This window comes from Microbulbifer sp. Q7 (assembly GCF_001639145.1).
In the GTDB taxonomy this organism is placed as follows: domain Bacteria; phylum Pseudomonadota; class Gammaproteobacteria; order Pseudomonadales; family Cellvibrionaceae; genus Microbulbifer.
On the sequence record NZ_LROY01000002.1, the window covers coordinates 1,975,111 to 1,993,094 of the forward strand.

At 57.8% G+C, this 17,984-nt stretch carries 19 protein-coding genes; 5 read left to right on the forward strand and 14 right to left on the reverse strand.

Translation table 11 applies throughout. The features are described 5' to 3' along the window. Window positions 1-14: 14 nt before the first annotated feature. The 8 genes from AU182_RS13945 to zapE form a co-directional block, all read right to left on the reverse strand. Window positions 15-632 (reverse strand): Yip1 family protein, encoded by a 618-nt coding sequence (locus tag AU182_RS13945; RefSeq protein ID WP_066966438.1) that lies wholly within the window; start codon window positions 630-632, stop codon window positions 15-17. A 194-nt stretch (window positions 633-826) separates the two neighbouring features. Then, window positions 827-1,219, reverse strand: coding sequence for a ClpXP protease specificity-enhancing factor (locus tag AU182_RS13950; RefSeq protein ID WP_066966442.1), 393 nt, complete (start codon window positions 1,217-1,219; stop codon window positions 827-829). Window positions 1,220-1,242: 23 nt separating this feature from the next. After that, window positions 1,243-1,872, reverse strand: a complete 630-nt coding sequence (locus AU182_RS13955; RefSeq protein WP_066966445.1) for a glutathione S-transferase N-terminal domain-containing protein — start codon at window positions 1,870-1,872, stop codon at window positions 1,243-1,245. A 125-nt stretch (window positions 1,873-1,997) separates the two neighbouring features. Then, window positions 1,998-4,199, reverse strand: a complete 2,202-nt coding sequence (locus tag AU182_RS13960; protein ID WP_066966447.1) for a ubiquinol-cytochrome c reductase — start codon at window positions 4,197-4,199, stop codon at window positions 1,998-2,000. Next, complete coding sequence (petA, locus tag AU182_RS13965) at window positions 4,196-4,795, reverse strand: ubiquinol-cytochrome c reductase iron-sulfur subunit (protein WP_066966450.1); 600 nt, start codon at window positions 4,793-4,795, stop codon at window positions 4,196-4,198. Before petA ends, AU182_RS13960 begins: the two co-directional genes overlap by 4 nt. A 509-nt stretch (window positions 4,796-5,304) precedes the next feature. After that, on the reverse strand, window positions 5,305-5,697 hold the full coding sequence (rpsI, locus tag AU182_RS13970) for a 30S ribosomal protein S9 (RefSeq protein ID WP_010132513.1): 393 nt from the start codon (window positions 5,695-5,697) through the stop codon (window positions 5,305-5,307). Window positions 5,698-5,710: 13 nt separating this feature from the next. Next, window positions 5,711-6,139 carry a 50S ribosomal protein L13 gene (rplM, locus tag AU182_RS13975; protein ID WP_010132512.1) on the reverse strand — a complete coding sequence of 143 codons (429 nt, stop codon included), beginning with the start codon at window positions 6,137-6,139 and terminating at the stop codon, window positions 5,711-5,713. Between the two features lie 136 nt (window positions 6,140-6,275). Next, a complete protein-coding gene (gene zapE, locus AU182_RS13980) occupies window positions 6,276-7,379 on the reverse strand; it encodes a cell division protein ZapE (protein ID WP_369802085.1) in 1,104 nt (367 codons plus the stop codon). A 293-nt stretch (window positions 7,380-7,672) separates the two neighbouring features. Between zapE and AU182_RS13985 the strand changes: the two genes are divergently transcribed. Next, window positions 7,673-8,149, forward strand: a complete 477-nt coding sequence (locus AU182_RS13985; protein WP_066966456.1) for a YhcB family protein — start codon at window positions 7,673-7,675, stop codon at window positions 8,147-8,149. Between the two features lie 72 nt (window positions 8,150-8,221). Here the strand turns inward: AU182_RS13985 and sat are convergent, their stop codons facing one another. Further along, on the reverse strand, window positions 8,222-9,412 hold the full coding sequence (gene sat / locus AU182_RS13990; RefSeq protein WP_193754351.1) for a sulfate adenylyltransferase: 1,191 nt from the start codon (window positions 9,410-9,412) through the stop codon (window positions 8,222-8,224). A gap of 170 nt (window positions 9,413-9,582) precedes the next feature. On the opposite strand from sat, the gene AU182_RS13995 reads away from it, so the two are divergent. Then, complete coding sequence (locus AU182_RS13995; protein ID WP_066966459.1) at window positions 9,583-10,731, forward strand: S1C family serine protease; 1,149 nt, start codon at window positions 9,583-9,585, stop codon at window positions 10,729-10,731. Between the two features lie 25 nt (window positions 10,732-10,756). Then, the gene (locus tag AU182_RS14000) at window positions 10,757-11,248 is read left to right on the forward strand and encodes a nuclear transport factor 2 family protein (protein ID WP_066966461.1); all 492 of its coding nucleotides are present in this window, start codon (window positions 10,757-10,759) and stop codon (window positions 11,246-11,248) included. 62 nt (window positions 11,249-11,310) lie between these two features. Here AU182_RS14000 and hisD read toward each other — a convergent pair whose 3' ends face one another. The 5 genes from hisD to AU182_RS14025 all read right to left on the reverse strand — a co-directional run bounded on the left by hisD (window position 11,311) and on the right by AU182_RS14025 (window position 15,876). Then, window positions 11,311-12,627 carry a histidinol dehydrogenase gene (gene hisD, locus AU182_RS14005; RefSeq protein WP_066966464.1) on the reverse strand — a complete coding sequence of 439 codons (1,317 nt, stop codon included), beginning with the start codon at window positions 12,625-12,627 and terminating at the stop codon, window positions 11,311-11,313. A gap of 88 nt (window positions 12,628-12,715) precedes the next feature. Next, the gene (hisG, locus tag AU182_RS14010; protein ID WP_066966467.1) at window positions 12,716-13,354 is read right to left on the reverse strand and encodes an ATP phosphoribosyltransferase; all 639 of its coding nucleotides are present in this window, start codon (window positions 13,352-13,354) and stop codon (window positions 12,716-12,718) included. 166 nt (window positions 13,355-13,520) lie between these two features. Beyond that, complete coding sequence (gene murA / locus AU182_RS14015; protein WP_066966470.1) at window positions 13,521-14,783, reverse strand: UDP-N-acetylglucosamine 1-carboxyvinyltransferase; 1,263 nt, start codon at window positions 14,781-14,783, stop codon at window positions 13,521-13,523. Window positions 14,784-14,884: 101 nt separating this feature from the next. Then, the gene (locus AU182_RS14020) at window positions 14,885-15,118 is read right to left on the reverse strand and encodes a BolA family protein (RefSeq protein ID WP_066966474.1); all 234 of its coding nucleotides are present in this window, start codon (window positions 15,116-15,118) and stop codon (window positions 14,885-14,887) included. A gap of 104 nt (window positions 15,119-15,222) precedes the next feature. Then, window positions 15,223-15,876 carry a phospholipid-binding protein MlaC gene (locus AU182_RS14025; RefSeq protein ID WP_227718277.1) on the reverse strand — a complete coding sequence of 218 codons (654 nt, stop codon included), beginning with the start codon at window positions 15,874-15,876 and terminating at the stop codon, window positions 15,223-15,225. A gap of 502 nt (window positions 15,877-16,378) precedes the next feature. Here AU182_RS14025 and AU182_RS14030 point away from each other — a divergent pair. Next, window positions 16,379-17,350, forward strand: coding sequence for a KpsF/GutQ family sugar-phosphate isomerase (locus tag AU182_RS14030; protein ID WP_066966477.1), 972 nt, complete (start codon window positions 16,379-16,381; stop codon window positions 17,348-17,350). 48 nt (window positions 17,351-17,398) lie between these two features. Then, on the forward strand, window positions 17,399-17,962 hold the full coding sequence (locus tag AU182_RS14035; protein ID WP_066966480.1) for an HAD family hydrolase: 564 nt from the start codon (window positions 17,399-17,401) through the stop codon (window positions 17,960-17,962). The last annotated feature ends 22 nt before the right edge of the window (window positions 17,963-17,984 follow it).

Here is a 17,984-nt window from a genome sequence, read left to right on the forward strand (position 1 = left end):
TTACCCAATTCCAATTAGCCGTGCTGGTATACCGGGCCAATTCCCATGCTCCAGAGGATCACCGTTCCTATGCGGACCGACACCAGCAACACCAATCCCACCGTGACCACCGACGACGCGTACACAAACGCGCGCTCCTTGTCGATATTCATCAGGATGGGAATACCCTCGTAAATGAGGTAAATGGAATACGCGGTCGCCAGGAGGGTAACAGCGGCATTCAGCCACAGGTTTGGATAGAGACCGATAAAACCGGCAAGAAAAATGGGCGTGGTGACAAATACGGCCAGCGCAGTCCCCTCGTAGTGCCGCATCGCCTCGTCACCTTCAACTTTAAAGCTCTTTGCCATCCAGTTGATAAATTCGCCAAATATATAAACCCCAAACAACATGGCAAAGTAGGTAAGCACACAGAGTGTAAGTGCGCTGCCCGGTGTCAGCTTCTGTACATTGTCACCAACGGTAAACCCCACCTGGGTCACGCCGATATACGCCGAAACCACCGGAATCAGGGCCAGAATGGGTACGTGGCTCAAGAAAACCTGCACAAACGAGTGCTTGTCAGACCGGATTGCCTGCCACTCTTTGTCCGGGTTGGTGAATATGCCAATGGTATGACTGAGTAATTTCATTAGTGTCCCTCCTGTGCACCGCATGCATGCAGTATCGGAAGGGCGGCGGCAATTCACCAATCAATAACAGGAATACGGCGTCATTTTTTACGCCAGCGGACAATCTGCCGGCATATAGCGCCTGCGCGCAGGGAAAAGACATAAGAAAAACCCCGGAAAAACCGGGGTTCAGACATTGCCGAAAGCGATACCGACTATTTGACCACCCGCAGGGACGGCTTTTTGGACGGCTTCTTGAGCGTTGTGGGAGGCGTTGGCTCTGGCGGCTCCGGGGTTTCTTCCGGCTCGAACACCATACCCTGGCCATTTTCGCGCGCGTAGATGCCAACCACAGCGCCAACCGGTACCTGAATATCTGTGGGCACACCACCAAAACGCGCGTTAAAGCGAATGGCATAGTTGTCCATGGTCAGACCCATCACAGCGGTCTCCGAGACGTTCAGCACAATCTGACCGTCCTCATTTACATGCTGCTGAGGGACCAGAACGCCATTCAGGTGCGTGTCTACCAACAGATATGGGGTGCACTTGTTGTCAGTGATCCATTCGTAAAACGCCCGCAACAAATACGGGCGGTTTGAGGTCATCGGCGGCTTGTTCAATCAGCACCTCATGAGCGCATTTCGCGCTCGAACTCGGTCAGGCTCTGCTGGAATGCCTCGCGGGCAAACAGGCGGTCCATATAATCCAACAGCGGCTTGGCCTGCTTGGTCTTGGGCAGCGCGATTTCCAGCTGGTCAAGACGCCACAGCAACGGTGCCATGCAGCAGTCCACCAGTGAGAACTCTTCATTGAAGAAGTACGGCAGGTCGGTGAACATCGGGGCGATACCCACCAGGCTGTCGCGGAGCTCCTTGCGAGCTGCCGCCACGTCTTTGCCACCAGCGAGAATCTTGTCGACCAGCGGGCACCAGTCGCGCTCGATCCGATACATGATCTGACGGCTCTGGGCGCGGGCCACCGGATAGACCGGCAGTAACGGCGGATGCGGGAAACGTTCGTCCAGGTACTCCATCATCACCTTGGTTTCGAACAGCACCAGCTCACGGTCAACCAGGGTTGGCAGGGAGTTATAGGGATTCATATCCGCCAGTTCGGACGGCTTGTCATCCGGGTCAACATCAATGATGTCTACGGAGACGCCTTTTTCCGCCAGGACAATACGTACCCTGTGGCTGAAATGACAACGACCATCAGAAAAGAAGGTCATGGAGGAGCGCTTGTTGGTCGGCACACCCATTGTGAAACTACCTCAGTCTACTGGCCAGACAAAGTCCGGCACCGGTTCAAAACGGAAACCGGGCGGTTGGGCCACAACCGGAATACCGGCGGCCCACCACCCGGGAAAATCTGCCTGCCTGGCGTTTAGTGGTGTACGTCTTTCCAATATTCGCGATTCAGAAGCCACGCGAAGATGAAGAACACCAGGATGAATGCCAGCACGTAAAAACCGATGCGCTTGCGGGTTTCCGCCATGGGCTCGGCGATGTACTCCATGAAGTTCACCAGGTCGTAAACGGCCTGATCGTACTGCACGTCATCCATAGAGCCTTTCACAGCACCCACTTGCAGGCTGCCGCAGTCCGCATCCATGATGGGGTTGCCCAGCTCGTCGCGAACCACCTTGCCGTGATCCCGCTTGGGGCCCGGCGCGCACTCTGGCAGCCCCTGAAGCTCCATCAGAACGTGCGGCATACCCACGTTGGGGAACACCTTGTTGTTCACACCAAGCGGACGGCTGTCATCTTTGTAAAAACTACGCAGATAAGTGTATAGCCATTCCGGAGAGCGAGCGCGCGCAACCAGGGTCAAATCCGGTGGGGTTGTACCAAACCAGGTCTTGGAATCTTCAGGCTTCATGGAAATCTGCATCAGATCGCCAATCTTGCTGTCTCCGAGTACCAGATTCTGGACCATCAACTCCGTCGGGATATCCAGATCGGTGGCCACCCGCTCCCAGCGGGAGAAGTTGGCACTGTGGCAGCCCATGCAGTAGTTCACAAAGTACTTGGCACCGCGCTGCAGCGAAGGCTTGTCGTTGAGGTCTACATTGATGTAGTCCAGCTCAACAGAGCTCTCGGCTCCCACCGCCTTGATCGGGATAAAGGTCAGCAGCAGTACGGCGATGACTCCACCAAACAGCACGATGAATGTCTTGCTACCGGACGGGCTGGTAACACGCGCAGGTTCCGGGTGGACCACGTCTCGGTCGGTCAGCCACGGCAGCAGTGCAAAGAAGGCCGCGAATGCCAGAGACATGGCACAGACGAACAGGCTCGCCTTCCAGTTAACCACCGCCATCCACAGGAACAGCACTCCGAAAATGCCGCTCACAATCCAGGAGGCAAGGCTTTTACGTGTGGTCGGATTCGTCCAGATCGGCATGGTGACGAAGAACGCGAAGTAGAACAGGGTCGCGACCTGCGCCAGGAAGTTACGTCCGGGGGTCGGGGACTTCACACCGAGATAACCCAGGATGATGAACACCGCAGCGAATACCAGCAGCAGCACCTTGGGCAAAATACCCTTGTAACGGATGGACCGTACCGGGCTCTTGTCGAGCCAGGGCAGCACAAACAGGATCGCAATCGCCGCACCCATGGCCACCAGGCCAAGGAACTTCGCCGTCAGCGGGCCAATATCAATGGTGACCGCACGCAGCACCGCGTAGAACGGGGTGAAATACCAGACCGGCGCAATATGCTCCGGGGTCTTCAGCGGGTTCGCCTCTTCAAAGTTGGCGTATTCCAGGAAGAATCCACCCATTTCCGGGAAGAAGAACACCACCACACAGAACGCGAACAGGAACACTGCGATACCAACCAGGTCGTGCACGGTGTAGTACGGGTGGAAAGCAACGCCATCCAGCGGTACGCCGTTTTCGTCCTTGTTTTTCTTGATATCAATGCCATCGGGGTTGTTGGAACCCACTTCATGCAGCGCAAGAATGTGTAGGACAACCAACAGGACCAGCACCAGCGGCAGCGCGATCACATGCAGTGAGAAGAAGCGCGTCAGGGTAATTCCGGAGATCAGGTAGTCACCGCGAATCCATTGCACCAGGTCCTCACCGATGCCCGGGACTGCACCGAACAGGGATACGATCACCTGGGCACCCCAGTAGGACATCTGGCCCCAGGGCAGCACGTAGCCCATAAAGGCCTCGGCCATCAGCACCAGGTAAATGCACATACCGAATATCCACACCAGCTCCCGCGGCGGCTTGTACGAGCCGTACATCAGGCCGCGGAACATGTGCAGGTACACCACCACGAAGAATGCAGAGGCACCGGTAGAGTGCAGATAGCGAATAATCCACCCCATCTCTACATCGCGCATGATGTATTCGACAGACGCGAATGCGCCCTCGGCGGTGGGAGTATAGCTCATGACCAGCCAGATACCGGTCAGCAGCTGGTTCACCAGAACCAGCATGGACAGAACGCCGAAGAAGTACCACAGGTTGAAGTTTTTGGGCGCGTAGTACTTGCCCATGTGGGTATCCCACGCGCGGTAGATCGGCAGTCGCTGATCAACCCAATCACCCAGTGCAGTTAACCAGTTCATGCGCTGCCCTCCTGATCCACACCAATCACGATTACATCATCACCCTCATAGGAGTAAGGAGGTACTTCCATATTCAGCGGTGCGGGCACGCCGGTATAGACACGCCCGGCCAGGTCATACTTGGAGCCGTGACAGGCGCAGAAGAAGCCACCCATCCACTCGTCGCCGCCGAGGTCGGCCGTACCAACTTCCGGGCGATACATTGGTGCACAACCCAGGTGGGTGCAAAGGCCAACCAGAACCAGTGTCTGGGCCTTGATCGCACGGTTTTCCGGATTGACATAGGCAGGCTGTTTGGACTCTGCGGACTCAGGGTCGCGCAGGAATTGAGCCACTTTCGGGAGGTTATCCAGCGCCTCCTGGGTACGGCGTACCACATAAACCGGCTTGCCACGCCACTCTACCGTGACCATTTGGCCCGGTTCCAGCTTGCCGATATTGTATTTCACTGGCGCACCGGCCGCCTTGGCCTTGGCACTCGGATTCCATGAAGCGACAAAAGGTACTGCGACCCCAACCGCACCGGCACCACCCACAACGGAGGTGGCCGCGGTCAGGAATCGACGACGCCCCACATTTACACCGTCATCACTCATGACGTAGATCTCCCATCACAGCGCCCCGTAACTTATCGCACGACAAGTCCAAGGCTGACTGGCCCAAACCCAAAATTCTGGAAGCTCTCCGCGGTAAATTAGCAACGCTGCCTTGTGCGCTGAATCAAATCAGGCATACACGGCAGCAAGGATGTCATCCTAAAGGTTCGAGCTGATGTTCGAGACCAGATAGAACAGAGCATCCATACAGTGGCGCACAAAGCACCACTGCGAACGCCAAGACTTACTCGAGAAACTCCCCTACAACTGGCCCGCTCGCTTGACCATAGAACAAAGTAGCCAAACCCCAAGTGCAAGCGGCTAGAAATCCGCGCAATGTTAAAGAAAATGCCAAATTGATACAAGGTGAAACCGGCGGGGAACACCAGTGGCCCTGCCGCCAACCGGCGAAATAATAACCAACCCTGATCTGCAGCCTTGCGCGGGGAAGGCACTGCAGGCAAAAAAAAGCCCGGCAATTGCCGGGCAAAAAATCCAGAAATTCTCGCTTAACGCTTGGAGAATTGCGGCTTCTTACGCGCTTTGCGCAGACCGACTTTCTTACGCTCAACGGCACGCGCATCGCGAGTCACGTAGCCAGCTGCACGCAGCGGCTGACGCAGAGACTCGTCGTATTGCATCAGAGCGCGAGTCAGGCCGTGGCGAATAGCGCCCGCCTGGCCAAAGGAACCGCCGCCCTTCACAGTGACGTTGATGTCAAATTTTTCAACCATGTCGACCATTTCCAGCGGCTGACGCACGATCATGCGCGCCACTTCGCGGCCAAAATATTCGTCCAGAGTGCGACCGTTTACGCTGATTTTACCTTCACCCTGCGCGATGAATACGCGAGCGGTAGAGGTCTTGCGACGGCCGGTACCGTAGTATTGAGTAGTTGCCATGAGAATGTTCCGTTTAGATCGACAGTTCAATCGGCTGCTGTGCCGCATGAGGATGTTCGCTACCTTTATACACCTTCAATTTCTTGAACATGGCGCGGCCCAGAGGACCTTTAGGAAGCATGCCTTTTACCGCACTTTGGATAGTACGCTCAGGCGCCTTGTCGATCAGCTTCTCAAAGCTGATGGATTTAAGACCACCAGGGTAGCCGGAGTGGCTGTGGTAAATCTTGTCTTTGGCCTTGTTGCCGGTCACGCGAACCTTCTCGGCGTTAATTACTACGATGTAATCACCGGTGTCCACGTGGGGCGTGTATTCAGGCTTGTGCTTGCCACGCAGGCGGTGAGCAATCTCGGCGGAAATACGGCCGAGAGTCTTGTCCGCAGCGTCAACAATGTACCAGTCGCGAGTGACCGCTTCCGGCTTGGCACTGTAAGTCTTCATGTTATAAAACACCTGTATATGGCCCCGGGAATGGAGCCGTCCCACGAAAAGAGCGCGAATACTACATAAGCACCACGGGCTTTTCAAGCTCAAAATTGGGCGATATGTGACCAACCGGAGCCATTCCCGCGACGCCCTATTCCGGTCGATGGGGTCGGGCCAGATACTCCCGCGACTGCATCTCCTGCAGGCGACTCATGGTTCGATCGAACTCAAAGCGCAACTGGCGACCACTGTACAGAGACTCGATCGGCTCCGCGGCGGACACCACCAGCTTGACGCTGCGGTCATAAAACTCATCGACCAGATTGATAAAGCGCCGCGCCTGGCTTTCCATACGCCCGTCCATTTGCGGCACACTGGCAAGCAATACAGTATGAAACTCCCGCGCCAGCTCGATATAGTCATTCTGCGAGCGCGGACCATCACACAGCTCGGCAAATTCGAACCAGGCTACGTCGTCCGCCAGGCGGCTGGCCACGATCGGGCGCCCCTCAATATCCAGAGTAACCGACTCGCGCACTTCAGATCCCTCCACCATCAGGCTGGCAAAGGAGCGATGCAGGCTTTTATCGGCCTGGTCATCCAGCGGGCTGTGATACAGCTCGGCCATTTCCAGCGCGCGCAACCGGTAATCCACCCCGTTATCCACATTGACGACTTCGGTGTGCTCGAGCAGTAGGTCAATGGCCGGCAAAAATCGCGCGCGCTGAAGCCCATCCTTATATAAGCCCTCCGGTATGATGTTGGAGGTCGCCACCAGGGTAACGCCCCGCGCGAACAGGGCGTCCAGCAGATTCGCCAGAATCATCGCATCGGTGATATCAGACACAAAAAACTCATCAAAGCACAGTACACGCGCCCTGCCGGCAATACGTTCCGCCACTTTATCCAGCGGGTTTTTCTCTCCAGATAACGCTTTCAACTGCCGGTGTACATCGCGCATAAAACGGTGGAAGTGCGTACGCTGCTTCTCCTCAAACGGCAGCGACTCGAAAAACGCATCCATCAGATACGTCTTGCCGCGGCCGACGCCCCCCCAGAAATAGAGGCCCTTCACCGGCTCCCGTTGCTTCTGCCAGAGCGCTTTCAGGCGGCGCACCACCCTGCCCCCGCCCGCGTCCGCTGCGCGCAACCGCTCGTACAGGTCCTGCAACTTTTCCACGGCGGCCCGCTGTGCTGGATCCTCGACAAAATCGGGACGCTGCAGGTCTCGCTGGTAGCGCTCCATGGGCGTCAGGCGCATGGGATCGGACGAGGAGGATTCCGTGACCATCTATTCAAAACCGTTCGTAAATTTTTAAAACCATCAGCCATGACAGACAGAACAACAGGTACTCTGCCGGGGAAGCGACCGACTGCACACCACCCCGAGCCACAGAAAAGCCCCGGCACACGGCGTTTGGCGCGCACTTTACCAAATCCATCACGTATTGACACAAACCTCAGCAGGGCGCGACGGTCGTAATTGCGTATAATAAGGCCACCGTCAGGGATGACTGGTGCCACTATTTATCTTGAGGAGGATGTAACGTGCACTCAACTTCGGTATTGATTCTGGTCGGCGTGGTCGGCCTCGCCCTGGGAGCCCTTCTGGCTTTCTTCGCTACCCGCGGCCGCCAGAACATCGACCGCACCCAGGAATTGGAGCTTCGCCTGAAAGAGGCCAACACCCGACTGGAAGACTTCCAGCTGCAGGTAAACGAGCACTTTGACCAAACCTCGCAACTGGTTCACAACCTGACCCAGAGCTACAGAGAGGTTCACGAATATCTGGCCAACAGCGCCATGCGCCTGTCCAGCCAGGATATCGGGCGCCAGATGCTGGAGGCCGGCAGTGGACAGCTAAGCGACAATGACGAGAACCTGAGCGTCCTCCCTCCTCGCGACTGGGCACCCAAGGCGCCTGGCGCTACCGGCACACTCTCCGAAGAGTTCGGCCTCGAAAAGGAAGCGCAGGCACCGGCCCCGGCGGCCACACCCAACTCCGAAGAAGCGGTCAATCGCTGATCGCAGGTAAATCCAAGGCACAAAAAAGGCGGGAATCTCCCGCCTTTTTTGTGCCTTGGATTCCGCCAGACCTTACAGGCTCTGGTAGTAGTCCATCAGGATCTGAGCGACTTCCGGGCGAGAGAACTCCGGAGGCGGCGCGATACCGTTACCCAGCATTTCACGGACTTTGGTACCGGACAGCAGGATGAAATCCTCTTTGGTGTGATCCGGCACATCCCGCATCATCACCACCTTGTTCAGTTTCTTTGAATAGGCGGTGTGGTCAGCGCGGAAAATCTCAATTTCCAGCGCGCCCTCAGGCACCTTCTCATCAAAGATGGTCTGGGCATCGAACGCACCATAGTAATCACCCACACCCGCGTGATCGCGACCGACAATCAGGTGACTACAGCCACAGTTCTGACGGAACACCGCGTGCAGCACCGCTTCCCGCGGACCCGCGTACAGCATGTCGAAACCATAGCCGGTGACCATCACGGTATTCTTGGGGAAGTAATCCTCAACCATCTTGCGGATTGCGGCATCGCGCACATGGGCCGGAATATCACCGGGCTTCAACTGGCCCAGCAGCATGTGAATCAGCACACCGTCGGCGCCTACCGCCTCCAGGGCCATTTTGCACAGTTCCTCGTGGGCGCGGTGCATGGGGTTACGGGTCTGGAAGGCGACCACCTTGCTCCACCCATGCTCAACAAACTCGTTGCGGATCTCTACCGCCGTGCGGAAGGTATCCGGGAAATCCGCCTGGAAATAGCTGAAGTTCAGCACTTCGATGGAGCCGGAGATCAGCTGACGACCAGCCCCTTTAAAGGTAGCGACGCCCGGGTGCTTGTCATCCAGGGTGCCGAATACATGCTCGGCAATGGTATTGACCTGCTCATCCGACACTGTTTCGATGGCATCCACATCCATGATGGCAAGCACCGGATTGCCCTCGACATTGGGGTCGCGCAGGGCGATACGCTTGGCACCGGAAATAGCGGAAGTGTCCTCCACCATATTGACCACAGGCACCGGCCAGAACAGACCGTCCACAGTGCGCAGGGTTTCGGCAACACTCAGGGTGTCGGCGAGGTTCATATAGCCGTGCAGCGGGTTGAAGTAACCAGCGCCCAGCATCACCGCATTGGCCGCCGCCGCAGAGCTCACCACGATAGATGGCAGGGATTCCGCTTCGTGGGCGAGCTGGTGATGGCGCTCACTGTCGTAAACAAAGCGGGGCTGCAGCTCGACACTGCCGTGTGGGCGAACCAGGGACATAGACACTCCTGCGTTATATCTGTAGATGAGGATTCTGGCGAAAATTTTGAGCCGCACATTATACGCATAACCCGCGCCACACCAAGGACCAGTCGCGACCGCGGTTAGATCTTCTGGTGAGGACACAAGAACCGAAAGACGTATAATGGCCCCAAACCAAGGAGCCTCAGGTGTCATTACAACGATTTCTGCAAGACTGGGCCATTCCCGCCGTGATCGGCCTGGCGATGGCGGCGGCGCTGCTTTTCATTTTTCCGCATTTGCGCGATAAGCCCAGCGACAGCGCTCCACCCCCCTTTGCCTCAGGCCCAGAAACCTATTCCAGCGCGGTTAATCTGGCGGCTCCTGCGGTGGTCAACGTGTTTAGCAAAAGAGCCCTGCGCAACCACCCACTGGCCAACCACCCCCTTTTCCCTTACTACCTGAACAAGATGACCCCGCTACAGCGGGAGCGCATGCAACAAAATCTCGGTTCCGGGGTCATTGTTAATGAGGCGGGGTATGTACTGACCAACTTCCATGTTATTTCCGGTGCAGAACAGATTGCCGTGGTGCTGGCTGACGGCCGCGAGGCCCGGGCGACCCTGGTGGGCTCAGACGCAGATTTCGATCTGGCGGTTCTAAAGATTGACCTCCCCAACCTGAAAGCCATCGAGGTGGGCGATCCAGACAGGGCACAGGTGGGCGATGTAGTGCTCGCCATTGGCAACCCATTCGGGGTTGGGCAAACGGTAACCCAGGGCATTATCAGTGCGACAGGCCGAGACGTGGAGAACACGGGTGTTGGCGGCTATCTGCAGAACTTTCTGCAGACCGATGCGGCGATCAACCCCGGCAACTCCGGCGGCGCCCTTGTCGATTCCCGCGGACGGTTACTCGGTATCAATACCACGTCGGTATTGAATCAAACCGTCCCCAGCATCAGCTTTGCGATTCCGGCAAATATCGCCCTCAAAGTCATGCAGGACCTTATCGAGTTCGGGCGCGTGGTGCCCGGCTGGCTGGGAATCGAAGCGCAAAACCTCAATCCACTGCTGGCGCGGTCCTTCAACCTGGCAACCACCAACGGGGTGATCGTCACAGCCATCTACAAGGAAGGGCCCGCACATCAGGCGGGCCTGAAGCCCGGTGACGTGATCACTCATATCAATGCCACCCCCATCAACGATGGCAAACATGGCAACGCGGCTATGGCCACCCTACGCCCTGGCGAAGTGGTAACCATCACCTATATTCGCGACGGAAAGCCCCTCACCACACGCGCAGCGGTATCAGAAAGACCTCAGAGCGAGGAACGCCAAACACAAGGCGAGGGCTGACCCCAAGTAAAAGGAGCTCGCAACAATGCCACTCAAGACAATCCGATTGACTCTACTGCTCACACTATTCAGCGGTAGCGTGTTCGCCGATGATCGCGAAGCACTGAACGATCTGCTCAACCAGTTTCTCGCCGGGGCCGCTGACGATATCCAGGTGCACCAGCGCTTCTGGGCCGACGATCTGATCTATACCAGCTCTTCGGGCCAACGCTTTGGAAAAGCAGTGATTATCGACGGCATGCAAAAGGCCGAAGAAGAAGAAAAGAACAGCAGGAATGAAGAGGTCGAGGCTTCCGCTCCGATGCGCTACCGCGCGGAAGACACGGATATTCGCCTACTCGACAATACCGCGATCATCGCCTTTCGGCTGATTGCGGAACCTGCGTCCAGCAGCGACAAGCAGGCGAAAAAGATGGAATTTTTCAACACCGGTACTTTCGTTAAGCGCGATGGTGAATGGCGGGCGCTGGCCTGGCAGGCCACAAAAATCCCACCGGAAAAATCCGCCAACCAATAATCAATCCCTGCAACCCGGTCCGCGCCAATCGATCCACCGTGCAAATCAATCCGCGGTGCTAATCAATCCGCGATGTCAGGCACCCGGTATTCCGCGGAGCGGGCGTGCGCATCGAGCCCCTCCCCTTTGGCCAGCGTGGCAGCCACTCGGCCCAATGTATCCGCCCCTTGCGGCGAGCAGAAGATGATCGAGCTGCGTTTCTGGAAGTCGTAAACACCCAGTGGCGAGGAAAACCTGGCCGTGCCACTGGTGGGCAACACATGGTTGGGGCCGGCACAGTAATCGCCGAGCGCCTCGGCGGTATAGCGGCCGAGGAAAATCGCACCGGCATGGCGAATCTGCGGCAGATATTGTTTCGGATCATCCACAGACACCTCCAGGTGCTCGGGGGCAATCCGGTTGGACACCTCGATAGCCTGGGCAATATCCCGCACCAGAATCAAGGCACCGCGATCGGCGATGGAACGACTGGCAATGGCTTCCCGGGGTAAATCCGCGAGCAGCTTTTGCAGAGATTTTTCCACCGCATCCAGAAAATCAGCATCCGGGCTCAGCAGGATCGACTGCGCCTGCTCGTCGTGCTCCGCCTGGGAAAGCAGGTCCATGGCAATCCAGTCCGGATCGGTCTTGCCGTCGCAGATCACCAGAATCTCCGAGGGCCCGGCTATCATATCGATGGCCACCTGGCCAAACACCGCGCGCTTGGCAGAAGCCACAAAAATATTCCCCGGGCCCACGATTTTATCGACCCGCGCGATCGTCTCAGTGCCGTACGCCAACGCCGCCACAGCCTGGGCGCCACCGATGGTGAAAACCTTATCCACTCCCGCAATGGCGGCCGCAGCCAGCACCAGGTCACTGAGTTGATTGTCCGGTGCGGGCACAACCATCAGCACCTCTTCCACCCCGGCAACCCGCGCGGGGATGGCATTCATCAGCACCGATGAGGGATAGCTCGCCTTGCCGCCGGGGACATAGATACCCACCCGCTCCATGGCGGTAATCTGCTGCCCCAGTACCGTGCCGTCCGCCTCCTGGTATTCCCAGGAGGACTGCAGCTGGTGCTGGTGATACTCCCGCACCCGCTTGGCCGCCAACTCCAGCGCCTCGCGGCTTTCTGCCGGAATTCGCTGCAAGGCCAGCTGCAGAGCATCTGCACCCAGGCAGAACTCTCCTGCACTTTGCAGGTTGCGGCGATCAAAGCGATTGGTAAATTCGATGACTGCTGCATCACCCCGGCTTTTTACCTGCTGGAGAATGTCGGACACTGCCGTCTCCACCTGCTGGTCTGCAACCGATTCCCACGCCAGCAGGCGGTCCAGATCGCTGGAAAAGTCCGGGCTGCCGGCATCCAGCCGGCGAATAGAGAATTCACGCATAGTGTTTGATCAATGGAAGTTCAGTATTCCGGTAGCTGATGAGTAATATCGATGAAATGTTCGGTGGAATGTGTCTACGCGCTGCCGTTCAATCGGCCTTGGACGCTTTTACGGCTTTTGCCAACTGCTCCACCAGCGCATTGATGGCGCTGTACTTCATTTTCATGGAGGCCTTGTTGACGATCAGCCGACTACTGATGTCCGCAATGTGGTCTCGTGCCTCCAGGCCATTGGCCTTCAGGGTATTGCCGGTATCCACGATATCCACAATTTCATCCGCAAGATCCATGAGCGGTGCCAGCTCCATCGCTCCGTACAGCTTAATGATGTCCGCCTGACGCCCCTGCGCCGCATAGTAGCGCTTCGCCGACTGCACAAACTTGGTCGCCACCTTGATACGGCCACTGGGCAACGGGGCACCCTTGATACCCGCGGTCATCAGTCGACAGCGGGCAATATTCAAATCCAGGGGCTCGTAAAGGTTGCTATTGTCATGCTCAAGCAGGTTGTCCTTGCCCGCCACACCCATGTCCGCCGCCCCATGCTGTACATAAGTGGGGACATCGGACCCGCGCAGGATCAGCAGGCGAACGTTTTCCTGGTTGGTAGCGAAGATCAGCTTGCGACTCTTGGCGATATCTTCCAGCGGCTCGAGGCCAGCGGCAGCCAGTAGTGGCAGCGTTTCCTTGAGAATACGCCCCTTGGTGAGGGCAATAGTGATCTGCATAACGATTATGATTATCTGGAGAGCCCGGAAACATCCGGGCTGAAGGTAACGACGGTTTTCCTGAGCGTGTGCGAGCTTATCCGCTCATAATAGTCCGCGCCAATACAAAACTAGAATACATCTAGATGGGAAACGTCTAGCCAGGCACCCCACCCTCCCGCTGGACTCAGCCTGGAACGCGACGAATATTGGCACCCAACTGCTGGAGTTTCTCTTCGATGCACTCGTAACCGCGGTCGATATGGTAAATACGATCGACGATCGTCGTCCCCTCGGCCACCATACCCGCGATCACGAGACTCGCGGAGGCGCGAAGGTCGGACGCCATTACCGGTGCGCCTTTCAGTTTTTCCACACCGGTCACGATTGCGGTATTGCCCTCGAGAACGATATTCGCTCCCATACGATTCAGCTCATGCACCTGGATCAGCCGGTTTTCAAAAATAGTTTCCACCACCGTGCCGCGCCCTTCGGCCACCGCGTTCATGGCGGTGAACTGGGACTGCATATCGGTAGGGAAGGCGGGGTAAGGCGCGGTGCGGAAGCTGACCGCCTTTGGGCGATTCCCCTTCATATCCAGCTCAATCCAGTCGTTACCGATACTGATATGCGCACCCGCTTCTTCGAACTTCACCAGCACCGCGTCGAGAATATCGGCGCGGGTATGCGTCAAGCGTACCTTGCCGCGCGCGGCTGCGGCAGCCGCCAGGAAGGTTCCGGTTTCAATCCGGTCCGGCATCACGGTATAGGAGCAGGGATTCAGGCGCGGCACACCGTGCACGCGGATCGTATCCGTACCCGCACCCTCAATCTGTGCGCCCATCGCTATCAGAAATTCCGCCAGATCGACAATCTCCGGCTCCCGCGCAGCGTTGTGCAGCACGGAGGTACCTTCTGCCAGCGCAGCGGCCATCAGCAGGTTTTCGGTACCGCCGACGGTCACTTTTTCCATCACGATGTTGGCACCCTTAAGGCGCCCATTGCTGCGCGCGCGGATAAAACCCTCATCGATGGTAATTTCCGCCCCCATGGCCTCAAGCCCCTTGAGGTGGATGTCCACCGGGCGGCTGCCAATGGCGCAGCCACCGGGAAACGACACATTGGCCACCCCGTGACGGGCCAACAGCGGACCCAGCACCAGAATGGAGGCGCGCATGGTTTTCACCAGCTCGTAGGGCGCGGTCAGCTCATTGACCGAGCGCGGATCAATCTCCACACCCAGCCGCTCATCGATGGTGACGTCCGCCCCCATACACCGCAGCAGGGTAATCATGGTGGTGATATCGTTGAGGTGCGGCAGATTGTGAATCTGCACGGGCCCATCGGCCAACAGCGTTGCCGCCAGGATCGGCAACGCGGAATTCTTGGCCCCGGAAATTTTCAAGGTTCCGGAGATGGGGCTACCCCCTTCGATAATCAGTTTATCCATTCGATATGGCTTCCACTCTGGCTTCCCTTTGCGGTTTCCTGGTTTGGTTTCCCAAGGTCAGCGAAAACCCGCGCACCACCTTAGGCTGGCGCGGGTAAAATTTACTGGCCGGCTTCTTCCGGCGTCAGGGTTTTCATCTGCACGGCGTGCAGGGTGCCGTCGGCGATCTTGTCGGACAGCGCACCGTACACCAGCTGCTGTTTTTTCAAACGGCTCAGGCCGCTGAATGCGTCGCTGATAACGGTCAATTGCAGGTGACTACCTTCAAAGGCGGCCTCAACCTGGCTTCCGGGAATTTGCCCTTCAATCAGGGCTTTGATTTGATCTGGTTGCATAGCGGGGATTACAGTCGTGTTAAAAGCGCGCAAGTGTACTGGAATACAGCACCCGACGCAGCCGCAACCCGCAGCAGCGCCGGCGTGCACCCAGTACGCGAAATTCAGCCGACCTGGTCTGCCGCAGACCAGCCCGCAATCACCTTGTCGATATCGCCGCCATTTGCCTGCATGGCCTGCGAGAATTGGCCCCGGAACGTCTTGCCCAGGTTGACTCCATTCAGAATCACATTAATCAACTTCCACTGACCGCTTCGGTTGCGCACCAGCGTGTAGGAAACCTTGGTCACCCCCTCTTTACTACGCACTTCCTGCAGCACGTTGACACGATTGCCGCTGGGGGCAGAGCCGGGATTCAACACCTTCACGTCCATGTTGCCGAAAGAGGCCACACCGCGGGCGAAGGTAGCTACCAGATCACGGCGGAAGGTGCTGGCAAACTTGGCGCGCTGGGCAGGAGTTGCCTTTTTCGCGTGGCTACCCATAACGCCCCGGGCAATAAAGTCGAAATCCACGACCGGTGCGAGCACGCGGTCCACTGCGGAATAGTAACGCTGGGGGTTGGCACTGACATTACCACCCTCGCTGCGAATAACCCCGAGCAGCTCGCTTGAAACCCCCTCAATCAGGGTGTAGGGGTTTTCCGATGCCGTGGCGAATGGCGCCACGCAGCACAACAGAAATACAGAAACCAGCGCCCGGACTTTCCCCAGCAGCGTGCTGGCGGTGTGGATCCGGGTAGTAATGAGTGCGCTCACAGAATATCTCCCATTGGCAAATTCGTCCCTTTGGATGCTCGCGACAGCAAAAAGTGTCACAGTCATGCCGAAAATTGATTGGCGGTTACAGAGGTTGCACAGCCCGGGCAAGCCATCCGGCGTACCCGAAACTCGTCACAGCCCTCCCACCTCGTCCCTAGTTTGTCTGGGTAGCTGACAATAGCGGCGGCAAACTATACCATGGCCGCGCTTTGGACAAGCGGCACTGGATCACTTTCGCGGGGCCATCTGCCTGCACAGTGGCAGGCTCGCAGGCGCCCAGATCCACACTGGCTGTGACCTTCTCTAAAAGGTTAGCACGTCAGTAGCCGGCACAGCGGAAGCGTTAACCGCATCCGGGCCACTACTATAAAAGGAAGCACCGGTATGCCCGGCAGCGCCCTACGGCGGCCGCCCCGTCCACCATTTTCTAGAATCAACCGAAGTATCGCGGCCAGCCGCCCCACACGGCGCCGCCCTGGATCATCCAGCGAGAGTTATCATGGGAAAAGATCTGATCATACAGGCCGGGCGCCGCACCATTGCCATGGAGACCGCGGCCGTAGCCGCCCTTGAGTCGCGCATCGGCGCCGATTTCAAGCGGGCCTGCGATTTGATCCTGGAGTGCAAGGGTCGCGTGATTGTTTCTGGCATGGGGAAATCTGGTCATATCGGGCGCAAAATTGCCGCCACCCTCGCTAGCACCGGCACACCGAGCTTCTTTGTGCACCCGGGCGAAGCTAGCCACGGGGACCTGGGCATGATCACCCGACAGGACCTGGTCGTTGCCATTTCCAATTCGGGCTCCTCTGCCGAGGTTCTCACCCTGCTTCCGCTACTCAAGCGCCTGGGCATCCCCCTGATTAGCATGACCGGCAAGCCGGACTCCCCGCTTGCCCAGTCCGCCGACGTGAACCTGGATATTGCGGTCGACACGGAGGCCTGCCCACTGAATCTGGCCCCTACGTCGTCTACCACCGTCACCCTGGTAATGGGCGACGCCCTCGCCGTGGCGCTGCTCGAGGCCCGCGGGTTCACTGCCGAAGACTTTGCCTTCTCCCACCCCGGCGGCGCGCTCGGCCGCCAGCTGCTGCTCAAGGTGGAGGACGTGATGCACGCCGGCGACGAACTGCCTCAAGTGGCCCCCGATACACCTCTGGCCACCGCCCTGCTGGAAATGACCAGTAAAGGATTCGGCATGACGACAGTGGTCGATGGCGCTGGCCAGCTGCTCGGCGTGTTTACCGACGGCGATTTACGTCGCGTCATCGACCAGAAATTCGAGCTGGACAGCGCCACCATGGCCCAGGTCATGAGCCGTCGCCCCAAGACCGTCGGCGCGCACACGCTCGCCGCGGAAGCATTGCGGATCATGGAAGACAACAAGATCACCGCGCTGGTGGTGGAGGACGCCGAACACCACCCGATCGGCCTGCTGCACATGCACGACATACTGCGCGCGGGTGTGATCTGACAGACCGCGACACTCTGGATACAGGAAAAGGAATAAAGGAAAAGCCCCGTGAGCCACACCAATAACGCGCCCAGCGACCAGGAAATCCAGGATAGACTGAGCCGGGTCCGCCACCTGATTCTCGACGTGGACGGCGTACTGACCGACGGACGGCTGTACTTTGATAATCACGGCAACGAACTGAAGACCTTCCACACCCTGGATGGGCACGGCATCAAGATGCTGCAGCAATCGGGTGTGGCCGTCGCCATTATTACCGGTCGACGCAGCTCGCTGGTTGAAAAACGTGCGCACGACCTGGGTATCACCCGGCTGATTCAGGGGCGTGAAGACAAATACAGCGCCTTTCAGGAGTTATTTGCCAACGAGCCCTACGCACTGGAAAACATTGCCTACGTGGGCGATGACTACCCGGACCTGCAACTGATGACCCGCGTCGGCTGCCCAATTGCCGTCCCCGACGCGGCACCACCGGTAATTGAGCGCGCACTGTTCACCACCGAGCACAAAGGCGGGCTTGGCGCAGTCCGGGAAGTCTGCGACCGCATCATGCAGGCGCAGGGCACCTTTGAAGCCGCACTGGCACCCTATCTGGCGCAGGCTGAAAAATAATTGTCGGGCCGGAACCTGACCG

Coding starts and splice junctions, on each gene's coding strand:
- petA (WP_066966450.1), bottom strand. CDS start 4,795: ATGAGTGATGACGGTGTAAATGTGGGGCGTCGTCGATTCCTGACCGCG.
- sat (WP_193754351.1), bottom strand. CDS start 9,412: ATGTCCCTGGTTCGCCCACACGGCAGTGTCGAGCTGCAGCCCCGCTTT.
- rpsI (WP_010132513.1), bottom strand. CDS start 5,697: ATGGCAACTACTCAATACTACGGTACCGGCCGTCGCAAGACCTCTACC.
- AU182_RS13945 (WP_066966438.1), bottom strand. CDS start 632: ATGAAATTACTCAGTCATACCATTGGCATATTCACCAACCCGGACAAA.
- hisD (WP_066966464.1), bottom strand. CDS start 12,627: ATGCGTGAATTCTCTATTCGCCGGCTGGATGCCGGCAGCCCGGACTTT.
- AU182_RS13960 (WP_066966447.1), bottom strand. CDS start 4,199: ATGAACTGGTTAACTGCACTGGGTGATTGGGTTGATCAGCGACTGCCG.
- AU182_RS14020 (WP_066966474.1), bottom strand. CDS start 15,118: ATGCAACCAGATCAAATCAAAGCCCTGATTGAAGGGCAAATTCCCGGA.
- AU182_RS14030 (WP_066966477.1), top strand. CDS start 16,379: ATGGGAAAAGATCTGATCATACAGGCCGGGCGCCGCACCATTGCCATG.
- rplM (WP_010132512.1), bottom strand. CDS start 6,139: ATGAAGACTTACAGTGCCAAGCCGGAAGCGGTCACTCGCGACTGGTAC.
- AU182_RS13950 (WP_066966442.1), bottom strand. CDS start 1,219: ATGACCTCAAACCGCCCGTATTTGTTGCGGGCGTTTTACGAATGGATC.
- AU182_RS13955 (WP_066966445.1), bottom strand. CDS start 1,872: ATGGGTGTGCCGACCAACAAGCGCTCCTCCATGACCTTCTTTTCTGAT.
- AU182_RS14000 (WP_066966461.1), top strand. CDS start 10,757: ATGCCACTCAAGACAATCCGATTGACTCTACTGCTCACACTATTCAGC.
- murA (WP_066966470.1), bottom strand. CDS start 14,783: ATGGATAAACTGATTATCGAAGGGGGTAGCCCCATCTCCGGAACCTTG.
- hisG (WP_066966467.1), bottom strand. CDS start 13,354: ATGCAGATCACTATTGCCCTCACCAAGGGGCGTATTCTCAAGGAAACG.